Origin of the sequence: Prevotella melaninogenica, assembly GCF_013267595.1 — a bacterium.
Lineage (GTDB): Bacteria > Bacteroidota > Bacteroidia > Bacteroidales > Bacteroidaceae > Prevotella > Prevotella melaninogenica_D.
This window is the reverse complement of record NZ_CP054011.1, coordinates 1,575,922-1,591,729: the sequence shown is the minus strand read 5'-3', so window position 1 is coordinate 1,591,729 and position 15,808 is coordinate 1,575,922. Positions and strand designations below refer to the sequence as shown.

Sequence of the window (15,808 nt, the reverse complement as noted above, 5' to 3'; positions counted from 1 at the left end):
ACTTGTCTACTCGTTCACTCAAATTTACTTTGTTACCAGCTTAAACAGTTTATCATTTGGGCGCACCTTATCAGGAACAGGGATAGAAACGCGCCAACCTTGTTCTGCTTTATCAACAGGGTTGAGGTCGTAACGAATCTCTTCAGCATTGAGGAACATAGCGCCAGTGCTGTTACCAGTGATAAGAAGCTTCTCTCCCTTTACGAAGGTGTTAGCCTCAACAGCCACCTCAGCCACACCAAGACGAGAGAAATACTTTATCACCTTACCGATGAGTACCTTCTTTTCGGTAGCCTTATTGCCATAATCTTTTGTCCATTCGCCCATCTTCTGACCTTGATAGTAGCCATCCCAGAAGCCACGGTTGAAGACTGTTGAGAGTCTCTCGTCCCACTGGTCCTTCTTTTCTTCGGTGAAGGTACCATCGAGTACGCTCTCGATAGCCTCCTTGTAGCAGCTAACAACGGTGTGAACATACTCTGGTCCACGTGCACGCCCCTCAATCTTGAACACACGTACACCCGCATCCATCATCTTATCAATGAAGCGAACACTCTTTAAGTCCTTAGGACTCATAATGTATTTGTTGTCAATCTCTAACTGATTGCCCGTCTCATTGTCTGTAACCGTATAGCTACGGCGGCATATCTGGGTGCAAGCACCACGATTAGCAGAGCGGTTAGAATCGTGAAGACTCATATAACACTTGCCAGAAATCGCCATACAGAACGCACCATGGCAGAACATCTCGATACGAATAGGCTGCCCCTTTGGACCACAGATATTCTGTTTGATAATCTGTTCGTGTATCTCCTTCACCTGATCCATATTCAGCTCGCGTGCCAATACGGCAACATCAGCAAACTGAGCGTAGAACTTCAGGGCGTCAATATTAGAGATATTCAGCTGTGTTGAGAGGTGAACCTCAACCCCCACTTGACGGCAATACATCATTACAGCAACGTCACTGGCGATGACAGCGGTGATATTTGCAGCCTTAGCAGCATCGATAATCTCGTGCATTGTCTCAATATCCTCGCCATAGATGACAGTGTTTACAGTCAGATAAGTCTGTATTCCCTTTGCGTTACAAGTCTCGGCAATCTCTTTAAGGTCGTCGATGGTGAAGTGGTTAGCTGAATGTGAACGCATATTCAGCTTTCCGATACCGAAGTAAACAGAGTTAGCTCCGGCATTGATGGCAGCTGCGAGTGACTCTCGTGAGCCTACAGGTGCCATTATCTCAAAATCATTTGTATTCTTGTTCATTGTTTTATTTTCATTACCAGACAGTTATCAGACATTGAGTTTATCAGTAACCTTTAGCCTACTTATCTCTATGCTTTCACTGACCTGTAGCTATCCTTTATTTATTGTGAATGTGTCTAATCGGTCTGCAAAGGTACGGAAAATATCCGATAAAGGGCGTAAACGAGTTTGTAAGTTTTGCAAATCTTACTATCTGATCAACCTAAATGCCGTTTGTATAGCCCTTCTTGATAATAAGTTGCACCTATGTTGGTGATATACTGTAGGATGTTCATCCCTCCGCACCATCTGTGCTAAGCCTTCGCACCACTCGTGTTGAGCCTTAACACATTGGTTGAATATAAGTAAGACGCGTCATAATCATCATGATAAAATGAATAAAATATCAATGGTTCAACTTGTATGAGAAATGTTTATCAAGCGACTTAATTAGATAAAAAGACCGTGTTAGCACGCCATAAGACTCAAATAGTCAGAACGTTTTTCGGTTGTATGCGATAAATTTAGTATCTTTGCATGCTAAATTTTTCGAGATAACAACAGAATGAAGAAACTATATATTGAGACATACGGCTGCCAAATGAATGTGGCAGACTCTGAGGTCGTGGCTTCAGTCATGAAGATGGCAGGCTATGACGTATGTGAGAATGAGGATGAAGCAGACGCTATCTTCCTTAATACCTGTTCTGTACGTGAGAACGCAGAGAACAAGATATACAATCGTTTAGAGGCTTTGCACGCTGAACAGAAGAAAGGGCGCGACCTTATCTTGGGCGTGTTAGGATGTATGGCAGAACGAGTAAGAGACGACTTAATTCAAAATCACCATGCCAACCTTGTGTGTGGACCAGACTCCTATCTTAACTTGCCTGATATGATAGCACAGTGTGAGAACGGTACGAATGCTTTGGATATCGAACTCTCTACCACTGAAACCTATCGTGATGTTATCCCACAGCGTATTGGTGGCAATAGAGTGTCAGGCTTTGTTAGTATCATGCGTGGTTGCAATAACTTCTGTCACTATTGTATCGTACCTTTCACACGTGGTCGTGAGCGTTCTCGTGATGTAGAGAGTATCTTGAAAGAGGTTAAAGACTTGCACGACAAGGGCTTTAAGGAGGTTACACTCTTAGGTCAGAATGTCAATTCATACGGCTTGTTGCCTAATGGCAAGCGTCCAGAGAATGGCGTTTCCTTTGCAGAATTGTTGCATAAGGTGGCACAGAGCGTACCAGATATGCGTGTGCGCTTCACGACTTCTAACCCAGAAGATATGACAGAGGATATCATTGAGGCGGTAGCTACCGAACCAAACCTCTGTAATCATATCCACTTCCCTGCACAGAGCGGTAGTAATAGCGTGCTGAAGGTGATGAATCGTAAATATACTCGTGAGGACTACCTTGAGAAAGTGGCTGCTATTCGTCGTCTTGTTCCTGATTGTGGATTGACAACTGACATCTTCATCGGTTATCATAATGAGTCAGAAGAAGACTTCCAGCAAACACTTTCATTGATGCGAGAGGTAGGTTTCGATTCAGCCTTTATGTTCAAGTACTCTGAACGACCAGGTACTTATGCTGCAAAGCACCTCCCTGATAATGTATCAGAGGAAGAGAAGATTCGTCGTTTGAATGAGTTGATTCGCCTTCAGACCGAAATCTCTGCCGAACAGAACAAGAAAGACGAGGGCAAAGAGTTTGATATCCTCATCGAACGCTTTGGAAAACGTAGTCGTGAACAGCTGATGGGACGTACTCCACAGAACAAGGCTGTAGTCATGCCACGTGGCAATCATCATATTGGTGAGACGGTCCGCGTACGCATTACAGGCTCAACCAGTGCTACACTCTTTGGAGAAGAAGTGTAAATATAGTTTATATAAAAAGATAAAACCGCAAAACAATTTTGCGGTTTTACTATTTATAGCTATATTTGCAAAATTGATAAACAGATAAGAAGATTAGTTGATGAAGGAATTCATACAAGTTTTACGCAGGTTCATACCACCCTATAAGAAGTATCTTGTGCTGTCAATTATTTTTAATATATTGTCAGCCTTTCTCAATATATTCTCCTTTGCAACCCTTATCCCACTCCTTCAGATTCTTTTTAAGGTAGATGCTGGAACGGGAGCAACGCGTGCAATGTCTTGGAGCGAAGGCTCTTTCAAGGAGGTACTATCGAACAATGCAGATTATTACACGCAGATATATATCACCAGTTGGGGACCAACAACCGTCCTGTTGGCTATCGGTTTGATTCTTGCCTTTATGACTTTCCTAAAGACTGGTGCCTATTTCCTTTCTTCTGCATCAATCATTCCTATCCGAACAGGCGTTGTCCGTGATATTCGCAACCAACTCTATGAGAAGATTACATCCCTTTCTCTTGGCTTCTTCAGTGAGGGAAGAAAGGGAGATATCATCGCTCGTATGAGTGGTGACGTCCAAGAGGTTGACAACTCTATTATGTCATCTATCGACATGCTCTTTAAGAACCCTGTTCTTATCATCATTTACTTTACCACACTACTTGTTATCTCTTGGCAGTTGACACTCTTCACGCTCATTTTCGTACCTATCTTCGGATGGTTTATGGGCTTTGTTGGTAGAAAGCTAAAGCAGAACAGTATGACAGCACAGAAGTTGTGGAGTGATACGATGAGTCAGGTGGAAGAGACTTTAGGCGGATTAAGAGTCATCAAAGCCTTCTGTGCTGAAGGAATGATGAACGAACGCTTTGATAAGATCAACTCAGAATACCGCAGCGACATCATGCGTGTGAACATTCGTCAGCAGTTAGCGCATCCGATGAGTGAGTTCCTTGGAACGGTCATGATAGTTGTCGTACTTTGGTTTGGTGGTACCCTTGTCTTGGGTGAATCACCAATTATCAGCGGTCCAACCTTCATCTACTATCTTGTTATTCTCTATAGCATTCTCAATCCATTGAAGGAATTCTCCCGCGCAGGCTATAACATTCCTAAGGGACTTGCTTCAATGGATCGTATTGACAAAATTCTACAGGCAGAAGTAAAGATAAATGACCCTGAGAAACCAGTGCATATTGATAGCTTCGAACATGAGATTGAGTTCCGACATGTCAGCTTTGCTTATACAGATGGTAAGGACGATGAGGGCAAGCCAGAACTCCATTGGGTATTGAAGGATATCAACCTCGTTATTCCAAAGGGTAAGACTGTTGCCTTGGTAGGACAGAGCGGTAGCGGAAAGTCTACCTTGCTCGACCTCATCCCACGTTACTACGATGTGCAGGAAGGTGAGATTCTCATTGACGGAATCAATATTAAGGATTTAGGAGTACACGACCTTCGCCAGCTTATTGGTAATGTAAACCAAGAGGCAATCCTCTTCAACGATAGTTTCAAGAATAACATCTCTTTCGGTGTCAATGCTACAGACGAGGCAATAGTCGAAGCTGCGAAGATTGCCAATGCTCATGAGTTTATCATGCATAGTGAGCGAGGATATGACACAAACATCGGTGACCGAGGTGGACGCCTCTCTGGCGGACAGCGTCAGCGTGTGAGTATTGCCCGCGCTATCCTTAAGAACCCACCAATCCTCATCCTCGATGAAGCAACATCAGCCCTCGATACAGAGAGCGAACGCCTTGTACAGGATGCCCTTTATAAGCTTATGAAGACGCGTACGACCATAGCTGTGGCGCATCGCCTATCTACTATCAAGAATAGCGATGAGATTTGCGTGCTGCATGAAGGTGAGATTGTAGAGCGAGGTACGCACGATGAACTTATGGATATCGAAGGCTACTATAAGAAACTGCATGATATGCAGGAGATATAAAGGCCTAACAGGATTGAAAGATATGAAGGGATTATTAAAAACAACATTTGGTTCGCCAATAGCATTAGTGTTCAACTTGCTATTGGCGTATGCCATTTTCTTTGTGGCACGATTGACATACTTCTTTGTCAATTACAGTTATTTCATTGATGGTCTTAGTGCTTCTTCGCTCTGGATGTGGGTAAGAGGAAGTCTTCTCTTTGATACAACAGCCATCCTTTATACGCATATTCTCTACATCGTGATGATGCTTTTACCGCTATGGAGGAAGGAAAACCAAGCCTATCACAGGCTTTGTAAGTGGGTATTCATGGTTGTCAATGCACTTTCACTTGCTATAAACCTTGCCGACTCTGTGTATTTTCCTTTCACATTACGCCGCACAACAACCACTGTGTTCCGTGAGTTCGATAATGAAAACAACATTGCTGGCATCTTGTTCCACAATGCTATTACACATTGGTACCTTTTCCTTATTTTTATTCTTATCCTGTGGCTTGCCAATAAGCTGTATGTTATGCCACGTACTGACTACCGCAGCTATCAGAGTCTGCGTCAACGGTTGGTTTATGCAGCACAACTATTCATATGCTTTGCCGTTGCTGCCGTCCTTACAGTGGCTGGTTGTCGAGGTGGACTACAGTCGGGTGTGCGTCCGATAACCATCAGCAACGCCAACCAGTACGTAGAACGTCCTACTGACTGCGCCTTGGTGCTCAACACCCCCTTTGCACTCATCCGCACGATAGGCAAGTCCGACTTCTCCGTTCCTGATTACTTCCCCTCTTTGGCAGCTGCCCGTGAGGTCTACGACCCTGTTTATTGGATGCAGTACAAGGAGCCTAATCCTGCTTCAGGCGTACGCCTTCCCAATAAGAAGAACATTGTTATTCTCATTGTCGAGAGTTTTGGACGTGAGTATATAGGAGCCTTTAACCGCGATTTCTTCGATGGTAAATACAAGGGGTATACACCAAATGTTGACAAACTCATTGATAAAAGCCTCGTTTATCGCTTCTCTTACTGTAACGGACGTAAGAGTATTGATGGCATGCCATCAATACTCTGCAGTATTCCTCGCTTTGGAGAACCCTTCATTCTCACCCCCGCTTCAATGAACAACTACACTGGTATGCCTGGACTCCTTAGTAAATGGGGCTATCAAACAGCCTTCTTTCATGGTGCCAATCGTGGTTCTATGGGGTTCCTTGCATTTGCTAATAAGATTGGATTTCAGCACTACTATGGTCGACAAGACTATGACGAAGACCCTCGCTTTGGTGGGGATAAGGACTTCGATGGTAACTGGGGCATCTGGGACGAACCTTTCTTGCAGTATTACTGTGCGAAGATGGGCGAAATGAAACAGCCTTTTATGACGGCTCTCTTTACTGTTTCAAGTCACGACCCATTTGTTGTTCCGGAGAAATATAAGAACATCTATAAGGAGGAACACCTCCCTATTCAAAAGTGCATCCGCTATACCGACATGGCGATAGGCAAGTTCTTCGAGTCTGCAAGCAAGCAACCTTGGTTTAAGAATACTATCTTCGTCCTAACAAGCGACCATACCAACCAGAGCGATCATGAGCAGTATAAGACCGACATAGGTGGCTTCTGTTCACCTATTATTATATATGACCCATCTGGAGAGATAAAGCCAGGACGTGTAGATGGTGTGGCACAACAGATTGACATTATGCCAACACTACTCTTTCACATTGGCTATAACGCAACACCATACCTCGCTTTCGGTAAAGACCTACTACATACACCAGCGAAGGAGACTTGGGCTGTCAATTATCTGAACGGTATCTATCAATACATTAAGTATGGTTATGTACTCCAATGGGACGGTAAACAGACAAAAGCTATCTATCGAGTAACCGATGCACTGATGAAGCACAATCTTCTCGGACACGTGCCTGAGCAGACAAAGATGGAACGAGAACTGAAAGCTATCATCTATCAGTATATGTATCGTATGGTACACGATAAGATGCACCCAACGATTAATAACCCTGAAGATCAATGAAAAGAGCCCTCAATAAGACCCTTTACATCATCGCTTACGGCTTCTGGTACCTGGTAGCTCTACTTCCTTTTCCAGTGCTGTATCTACTCTCCGATGGCCTTTATCTGCTAATGTCACGAGTAGTGAAGTATCGCCACAAGGTGATATGGACGAACCTCAAGAACAGCTTCCCAGAGAAAACAGATGACGAACTTCGTCAAATTGAGCAAGGCTTCTATCGCTGGTTCTGTGATTACATTGCTGAAACACTAAAGTTGATGACAATGAGTAAGATGCAACTGATGAAGCGTATGACCTTTACAGGTACAGAAGAACTGAACAGAGTGCTTTCTGAAGGCAAATCAGCTGCTGTTTACTTAGGACATTTAGGTAATTGGGAATGGATTACTTCACTCCCCTACTGGGTAAATAACACTTTATGCTGTCAGCTTTATCACCCATTGGAAAATGAATACTTTGACCGTCTTTTCAAGTTCGTGCGCGAGCGTCAGGGTGCACTTTGTATTCCGATGCAAGAGTCATTACGTAAAATTATACAATTTGGGCGCAATGGTAAACCACTTGTTGTGGGCTATATATCGGACCAAGCACCATTTTGGTGGAGCATTCATCATTGGGTTCAGTTTATGAATCAGGAGACCCCTGTACTCACGGGAGGGGAAAGAATCGTTAAACACATGAGCCAGGTCTTCGTCTATGGTGATGTGACCCGTACGCGTCGTGGGCATTATAACTGTGAGTTCCGCATCATTCGTGAAGAGACCAAAGGACTACCAGATTATGAAATCACCGACCTCTACTTCAAAGAGCTTGAGCAGTCAATTCGTCATCAACCAGAGATTTATCTCTGGAGTCACAACCGTTGGAAGCGTACACGCGCTCGCTTTGATGAATATTTTGAGGAGATTGATGGTAAGGTACGTCTACGTGAGGGCAAGGAAATGATTTACTAAACCACGTGAACATAACAGAGCTACATCTCTCCACAATTGACTAAAGCGGAGAGAGGGCTCAGAACGTTAGAAAACCATAACAGAAAGGATACAATCCTGCTGTTCTTCTCACATCATAATCATAAAAGATAAACCAGCCACATGATACAAGTTGTATTGAAAGACATCATGTTTAATACCCCCCTAAACAGTTCTTTTACAGCAGTTAAGACCATGTTTTCTCAACCTTTCTATGTGTCTGCCCATTCTAACAGCGTGTCAAGTGCGAATTTTTTTCATGAAAAAAAATATTTTTCTTCATGAAAATAATTATTTCTTTTCATGAAAATAAATATTTCTTATCGTGAAGAAAAATGATTTTAAACTATAGAGAGGGATTATTCATGAGGCACTTTAGACGTAGAGATGACAGTGAAAACAATGACTATCGACGCTCTATTCTTACCGAAATTATCCTATCATAAATTCAAAATAAACCAAAAGAAATAATGTATAAGAACTTAACATACCTAATAAAGCATTCCGCTGTAATCCTTGTTATCCTATTCTTCGTACGCATTTGCTTTGCTATTGCGTTCGTCCCGATGAGTATTATCAGCAATAATTTGGCTGTTTTTCCTCACTTACTCTTCAATGTCTTTCGCTTTGATTTGCAAGTAGTATGCTACGTGTTATTACTTCCTACGGTTCTAACTTTCATCTTTGCAGCCATTAGAAAATCATGGACAGAATGCGTGTTAAGTCGTTTCCGTAGGCTTTATTTCTCTATTATCAGCACTCTTTTACTGGCGATTAGCGGCATTGATATAGGCTTTTATGACAATTTCAATAGCCATATCAATATCACCTTCTTTGATTTCTTCAACGAAGGACCAATGGGTTTGATTCAAACTATATGGGAAGAATATCACTGTGTCTATGAGGCTATAGCTTTTCTTCTTATTCTTTCACCAGTCCTTCTACTTATCCGTAGAATTGAGTTGAGCAAGTCTTCCTCTCGTCACCCTCTCCATTCGACAAGCAGACAGCGACTTTCACGTTTCGAGATTACTAAACTATCAGCTACCATCCTATTATATTTAACCTTTTTAGTCATCGGTCTGCGTGGGTCAGTCTGGCGCTTCCCTTTACAGATAGAAGACACGTTTGTGTCAAACCAGAAACTGCTGAACGACCTTGTTCCAAATGCTATTTATATGTTGAAAAAGGCTTATAAAGAGAAGAACAACGCTTTCAAGATAGCAAAGACAGACGACTTACTGCATGAATATAAGTTCAAGAGTTTGCAGGAAGCCTTGGATTTATATACAGACGGAAAGGTGAAGATGGCGAATAACGACACACTAAGAGCACTGCAGCATGCTCTCTTTGAGGAAGTAGGTGACAGCTTGAAACAGCCTCAACCGAATATTGTAATCATTTATAGTGAGAGTTGGAGCAATTATCTGTTCAATCTCCAACAAAAGAATGCGGAGATGTATTTCGGTTTAGAGCGTCATTTCAAGGAAGACCTACTCTTCCGTAACTTCCAATCAGTGCAGAATGGTACAGTAGCTTCGCTTGAAAACCTCTATGTTTCTACCCCTTTCCCACGCTTCTTTGCCTCGGCTTATCGATTCAAGACACTTCCTACATCAATTGCCTTACCTTTCAAAGCCAGCAATTACACAACAACATTCATGTCAGGAATGGATGCTGCGTGGGAGAACTGTGCTGAAGCATTGCCTCACCAGCAGTTTGATGCAGTCTATGATAAGTTCTTCATTTTGAAGGACTATCCTCATGCGACTTATAATAGTATTGGTGTTTATGATGAATACCTCTTCCAAGCGTTGTTAGATAAGTTAAATAAGCCATCAAAGAAACGGCAGATGATTGCAGTGATGACGACGACAAATCATCCACCTTTTGAGTTCCCAAAGGACTTGAAACTTCCTCCTTTGCCCGATTCTTTCTACGGTAAGAAGTGTTTTGCAGAGCATAATCGTAAGGTCTTGGATAAGTATCTCACTGGATTCCGCTATTATAACAAAGCACTGAACGACTTCCTCAATCGCTTCAAAGCCTCTGCAGCAGCAAAGAATACGATACTTGTTATCACAGGTGACCATAACGTGCGAGTTATTCTTAATCATGATGTAATTGATAAGCGGTATGAACATTCCGTTCCGCTCTATGTCTACCTCCCACCTTACCTACGCAAGGAGGCTTATAACAAGCTAACTAATCGATGGGGAAGTCATGATGATATCTTAGCAACGTTAGCTCCTTTTGCTTTCCGCAATACTAAGTATTTCAAGATGGGTAAGAACCTCTTAGATACGTCTGTTTCGGACAGTACTTATTATAGTGCAAACGTTGACCAGATAGAAGCTATACCAACCTATCAAAAGAAGGCTGAGCGACTTACGGCAGCCCGCAACTTTCTTAGACTGGTTTACTTTGCAAAACTGTTTCGTTGATATATTCTTTAATTTGATTATTTTCATTCATCTTAAAATAATAAAAAACGATGATAAGTATAATAACACCTGTTTTTCAAAGTGAGAGATACTTAGAAAAACTTATAAACTCTATTCTTAATCAGACATACTGTGACTGGGAATTGTTGTTGATAGACGATGGTAGCACGGATGGTTCAGCAGAAATCTGCGATCGTTATGCTCATAAAGATAATAGAATACGTGTCTTTCATAAAGCCAATGGGGGTGTTGCTTCTGCTCGTAACCAAGCTATGGATATGGCTACTGGTGAGTATTTAGCATTTGCTGATAGTGATGACTGGGTGGAGCCATGCTGGTTAGAACGATTATACAAGACAGCAAAGGAACAGGAGGCAGATATTGTTGTGTCCGATTACTATGAAGAATATCCTCAAAAGACCATTATGCGAAGTAAGGATGATGATGATGTAATTGTCTTAAATAGAAAAGATGCTTTATTTTTGACTTTTCAGGACAAGATAACAAGTTATCTGTGGTCAATGCTTATTCGAAGAGATATTGCTCAAGAACGGTTTGCTCCTTATCGCGCATTTGAAGATTATGCTACTTTGTTTGCCTGGATGTTCCAGGCAAATAGAGTTGTTCTGTTACATACACCACTCTATCATTATAGGCAATATGCCTATAGTTGTCTTCATAGTAATATGAAACAGAACATAACAGACTATATAGAAGCTACTATAACTCGTTATAAGTTGGTTAAAGAATCCTCTTTTCTGCAAGATAATATCTCTCAATTTAATGCTGCTTATATTTACTCGTTAGTGAAGGGACTAAAAGATATTGTGCGCTCTCCCTATGATAATGACTTTAAACAAAAATTATTGAAGAAGGTATCAGACGAAATTCGAACCATAGAACTTCCTTCTCCATATAAAATGTTAGGTTTTAAGTACTATGTGCGTTATACATTGCTTTGTAAGAGCTTAAAACTGTTCAAGCACATAGTAGGAGGGACAGCTGTATTCTCCTTTAATCGTAGTAGAAAGAAAGTCGAGTTATTCTCATAATCGATTTGTCTGTCAATATTATTCAGATATCACTTGTTGCCTTAATTTTCTTCTATGAACTTTACAACTGTATGAAATAAGAGTTATAATTATTTTTTTTCTTTAGTACAGGAGAAATAAGGTTTAGTTACAAATAAAGGGTGTATGCTTTTTATGCTTACACCCTCTATTTGTATAAGTTTTTTGTTTATTTCTATTCATCTTCTGTCTGTTTCTTTATCTTTGATTCTATTATTTTCGCAACAATCATAAACTGATAAAAGCCTGTCATCACACTATCAATGAAGCCAGTGACACCATTTCTTATCTCTCCATTCATAAAGTAGGACTTGAAGAAACGCCAGAAAGGACGGAAAAGTAATGCACCAACTCCATAGTTCTTCCCTTTCTTCTTAAGGACTTCGTTAGTGGTGTATCGATTGCATTTCTCTAACATATCAGCCAAATAGTTTTCTGCAAGGTGGAGCAGTTTTACATTGTAAAGATGGTTGTCAATGTACTCTACTTTTCCCTGTACTTGTGGAATGGTATGTATAAGTGGAGGCCAAAAGGTTCCTTCACGAATAAAGAAGCGTAACTGATAATCCTTTGAAAAACCTTTTTTAGGAGTGTTCATAAATCGGTTCTGCCTTGGAATATAAAGACCTTTCGCGCAATTAGGTTTATTGATATGTTGATATAGATAGATTCTCAGTTCTGGTGTCACCAATTCGTCGGCATCAACGACGAGTAGCCACGGACCTTTAGCACTCTGTAAGGCAAAGTTTCGAGCTGGTTCGACGCAGGTATGATTACCTTTTGGGAAGGTGACAACCTTACATCCGGCACGTTGAGCAATCTCCACGGTATGGTCAGTACTCTCCATATCGCAAATAACTATCTCATCAAAGCCCTTAACAGAATCAAGTACACGTTGCAGGAATTTCTCTGCATTGTAGGTATTGATAACAACTGATATCTCTTTTTTTTCCATCTTATGGGCAAAGATACAATTTTTTTCTGTACATTTGCATTATACCAATTGAAAAAAAACAAGTAATCAATAAATAAGCATTATAGTTATGATACCCAAAGTTATTCATTACTGCTGGCTCAGTAACGACCCATATCCTGACAAGATACAGAAGTGTATGGACACTTGGAAGAAGGTGTTGCCCGACTATGAGATAAAGTTATGGAACACCGAGAACTTTGATATGTCAAAAGCTCCAACTTATGTACGTGAAGCTTTCGAGCAACGTAAGTGGGCTTTTGCAGCTGATTATATCCGTATGTATGCGCTTTACACTGAGGGTGGCATCTATCTTGACTCTGATGTGAAGGTCTTGAAGTCGTTTGATGAATTCCTTAACTATAACTTCTTCACCTCTTTGGAATACCATCCAAAGCAGATAGAGATGACGGGTGCAATGGATATGATTGATGACGAAGGCAATCGTATTAAAGATGGTTTCGTCTCTGGAATACAGATTCAGGCTGCAGTGATGGGTTCTGAGGCTGGCTGTCAATTTGTGAAAGATGTCTTGGATGACTATGAAAAGCGTGAGTTTATTTATCCAGAAGGTCCAAGATTAGTTTGTAAGGGGGTAATCTCTCCATTTGTCTATGCAAGAGTAATGGAAAAGTACGGTTTCAAGTACTTGGATAAGGACCAACCGCTTGAAGATAATATGATGGTATTCCGTTCGGAAATCTTTGCAGGCAATAAGTATGAGGCAACACCAGCTTCATACGCCATACATTATTGTGCTCATAGCTGGAAACGAACCCCAGTGGAGAAGTTTAATAGATGGTTGAAAAGGAATATCCCTTGTCTGTTTCCTAAGAAGTAAAAGTAATGAAGGATAAAATAAAACAATTCATAAACTATCCCCTGTTTTCTAACCGATGGTTCTTGATGGGCTTATGGTTTATCATTGCCCTCGCGGGAATGCTGAAGTATAAACGAAGTTTTAATAACTTCCTAATCTTCCGTGGTGTTTATTGGCACACAGTGAACCAAACTTCACTCTATGCAGCCTATCCTGCGGAATATGGGGATGTGAATCATTATGGTCCGGTGTTCTCTCTTGTCATCGCACCTTTTGCTATTCTGCCTCTTTGGGCGGGTATGTTGCTGTGGTTATTGTTCCTAACAGCGTGGCTATATTTAGCTATTATCCGTTCAGGACTACGTGAACAACAAAAGATATTCATACTTTGGTTCTGCGGAATAACGCTCCCTACGGCCCTCTTTATGCAGCAGTTCAATATTGCTGTGGCAGCAATGATTCTCTCTTCTTTCTTCTTTATTGAGAAAGAGAAGGACGGTTGGGCGGCTTTCTTCATCGTTTTAGGTACGTTGGTCAAGCTATATGGCATCGTAGGATTAGCTTTCTTCTTATTCTCTCGACATAAGTTGCGTTTCTTGATGTGGCTTGCAATATGGTCAGTCGTACTCTTTTGTGCGCCAATGCTTATCAGTTCACCTTCGTATGTCATAGGACAATACCACGAATGGTTCACTTGTTTAGTGGAAAAGAATGCAGAAAACCTTGGTTCTATACAGCAGAATATCTCACTTTTAGGTCTTGTTCGTCGTACAACAGGTTGTATGAACTATTCAGACCTATGGCTGATTCTGCCTGGAATGATGCTCTTTGCCCTTCCTTACCTGCGTTTCTCACAGTATAAGAACCTTGCCTTCCGTGAGACAATACTTGCTTCAGTCCTTTTATTTGTTATTCTTTTCAGTACAGGTAGCGAAGCCAGCGGATATGTGATAGCCTTGTTAGGCGTTTGTATATGGTACACCGCTGTTCCTTGGAAGCGTGGAAAGTGGGCGATAGCACTGCTGATATTTGTCTTCCTGCTCTCTGGTATGGGTAGTAGCGACATCTTCCCAAAGTTTATTCGAGAAGCATATATCAAGCAATATGCTCTCCGTGCGTTACCAATCAGTATTCTTTGGCTGTGGCTTTGTTATGAGTTATGCACAAAGGATTACACCCCAATAGAAAAGGCCGATGCTCATGAATAAGAAGATAATAGGTTATGATGCTAAGCGTATCGTAAGAAATGGTACCGGATTAGGTAGCTATGGGCGTACGCTCATCAACGACCTTGCCCCGTTGATGCCTGACACAAACTTACGACTCTATGCTCCTGATGCTGGACGTGACGACCTGCGTAATCAAGTTGAGCTACGAGATAACGTACAATTCTGCTATCCCGACCACCTTCGTTTTCGTCTGCAGCGTGACTGGTGGCGTGTGAAAGGGGTAGTAAAGGACCTAAAAGCAGATGGAGTAGAACTTTATCACGGTCTTTCGGGTGAACTGCCTTCAGGCTTGGCAGCAGCAGGAATCCCTGGAGTTGTCACTGTTCACGACCTTATCTTCCTACGTCATCCAGAGTTCTATCCCGCTATTGACGTTTTCTTCTATAAGCGGAAGTTCTATCAGACACTACGCGAGGCAAGCCGTATCATTGCAATTAGCGAATGTACGAAGCGTGACATCTTATATTATGGTGACTTTCCAGAGGACAAGATAGACCTTGTCTACCAGAGTTGCAGCACTCGGTTCAGTCAGTCGGTCAGCCCCGAACTGATAGAGGAAGCTCGTCGTAAGTATCAACTTCCACAACGTTACATTTTGAATGTAGGAACGGTAGAAGTGCGAAAGAACATTCTTTTGGGTATTCGTACTATGGCAAAGCTACCTTCCGACTTACATCTTGTTATCGTAGGACGGCAGACCAAGTATCAGAAAAAGCTCGATGCAGAAATCAAACGTTTAGGAATTGGCAATCGCATACACTTCTTGCAGGGCGTTCCCAACGACCTTCTCGCAGCTATTTATAATCAAGCTGAGGCTTTTATCTATCCTTCTCGTTATGAAGGTTTTGGTATTCCAATTATCGAAGCCATACAAAGCGGATTGCCAGTCGTAGCTGCTGCGGGTAGTTGTTTGGAAGAAGCGGGTGGTCCTGATTGCCTTTATGTAGGTCCAGACGATGTCGACGGTAATGCCGCTGCTATCCTTTCAGCGATAGAGCATCGTAAGGAGATAGTCTGCAAGAGTCAACGCTACGTAAAACGATTCGAAAATCAAGATGTAGCTTCTCAGATTCTTGAAGTGTATAATAAGGTATAAAGCATCATCCCCAAGCCCTTTTCTTATCATAAAGAGCTTGGGGATGAGTTTTTTCTTCCCTTTTTTAT

At 41.8% G+C, this 15,808-nt stretch carries 11 protein-coding genes; 9 read left to right on the top strand and 2 right to left on the bottom strand.

Annotated elements, in window-relative coordinates; all coding sequences use genetic code 11:
- Positions 1-24 precede the first annotated feature (24 nt).
- Positions 25-1,269, bottom strand: a complete 1,245-nt coding sequence (locus FIU21_RS11890; RefSeq protein ID WP_036861976.1) for a peptidase U32 family protein — start codon at positions 1,267-1,269, stop codon at positions 25-27.
- 544 nt (positions 1,270-1,813) lie between these two features.
- Here FIU21_RS11890 and miaB point away from each other — a divergent pair.
- The 6 genes from miaB to FIU21_RS11860 all read left to right on the top strand — a co-directional run bounded on the left by miaB (position 1,814) and on the right by FIU21_RS11860 (position 11,604).
- Positions 1,814-3,142 (top strand): tRNA (N6-isopentenyl adenosine(37)-C2)-methylthiotransferase MiaB, encoded by a 1,329-nt coding sequence (miaB, locus tag FIU21_RS11885; RefSeq protein WP_004358995.1) that lies wholly within the window; start codon positions 1,814-1,816, stop codon positions 3,140-3,142.
- A gap of 100 nt (positions 3,143-3,242) precedes the next feature.
- Positions 3,243-5,102, top strand: coding sequence for an ABC transporter ATP-binding protein (locus FIU21_RS11880; protein ID WP_004358996.1), 1,860 nt, complete (start codon positions 3,243-3,245; stop codon positions 5,100-5,102).
- A gap of 22 nt (positions 5,103-5,124) precedes the next feature.
- On the top strand, positions 5,125-7,137 hold the full coding sequence (locus FIU21_RS11875; RefSeq protein WP_004358997.1) for an LTA synthase family protein: 2,013 nt from the start codon (positions 5,125-5,127) through the stop codon (positions 7,135-7,137).
- Positions 7,134-8,090 carry a lysophospholipid acyltransferase family protein gene (locus FIU21_RS11870; RefSeq protein WP_004358998.1) on the top strand — a complete coding sequence of 319 codons (957 nt, stop codon included), beginning with the start codon at positions 7,134-7,136 and terminating at the stop codon, positions 8,088-8,090. Before FIU21_RS11875 ends, FIU21_RS11870 begins: the two co-directional genes overlap by 4 nt.
- A 488-nt stretch (positions 8,091-8,578) precedes the next feature.
- On the top strand, positions 8,579-10,552 hold the full coding sequence (locus FIU21_RS11865; RefSeq protein WP_036885752.1) for an LTA synthase family protein: 1,974 nt from the start codon (positions 8,579-8,581) through the stop codon (positions 10,550-10,552).
- Positions 10,553-10,602: 50 nt separating this feature from the next.
- Positions 10,603-11,604: a glycosyltransferase family 2 protein gene (locus tag FIU21_RS11860; protein ID WP_004359000.1), complete on the top strand. Its 1,002-nt coding sequence runs from the start codon at positions 10,603-10,605 to the stop codon at positions 11,602-11,604.
- 193 nt (positions 11,605-11,797) lie between these two features.
- On the opposite strand, the gene FIU21_RS11855 is transcribed toward FIU21_RS11860, so the two are convergent.
- Positions 11,798-12,577 carry a glycosyltransferase family 2 protein gene (locus FIU21_RS11855; RefSeq protein ID WP_004359001.1) on the bottom strand — a complete coding sequence of 260 codons (780 nt, stop codon included), beginning with the start codon at positions 12,575-12,577 and terminating at the stop codon, positions 11,798-11,800.
- 88 nt (positions 12,578-12,665) lie between these two features.
- Between FIU21_RS11855 and FIU21_RS11850 the strand changes: the two genes are divergently transcribed.
- From FIU21_RS11850 to FIU21_RS11840, 3 genes are read left to right on the top strand one after another with little or no spacing between them, the layout of a single operon-like run.
- A complete protein-coding gene (locus FIU21_RS11850; RefSeq protein ID WP_004359002.1) occupies positions 12,666-13,436 on the top strand; it encodes a glycosyltransferase family 32 protein in 771 nt (256 codons plus the stop codon).
- 5 nt (positions 13,437-13,441) lie between these two features.
- Positions 13,442-14,623, top strand: a complete 1,182-nt coding sequence (locus tag FIU21_RS11845; protein WP_004359003.1) for a glycosyltransferase family 87 protein — start codon at positions 13,442-13,444, stop codon at positions 14,621-14,623.
- Complete coding sequence (locus FIU21_RS11840; protein ID WP_036885784.1) at positions 14,616-15,740, top strand: glycosyltransferase family 4 protein; 1,125 nt, start codon at positions 14,616-14,618, stop codon at positions 15,738-15,740. The genes FIU21_RS11845 and FIU21_RS11840 overlap by 8 nt, the downstream gene beginning before the upstream one ends.
- Positions 15,741-15,808 lie beyond the last annotated feature (68 nt).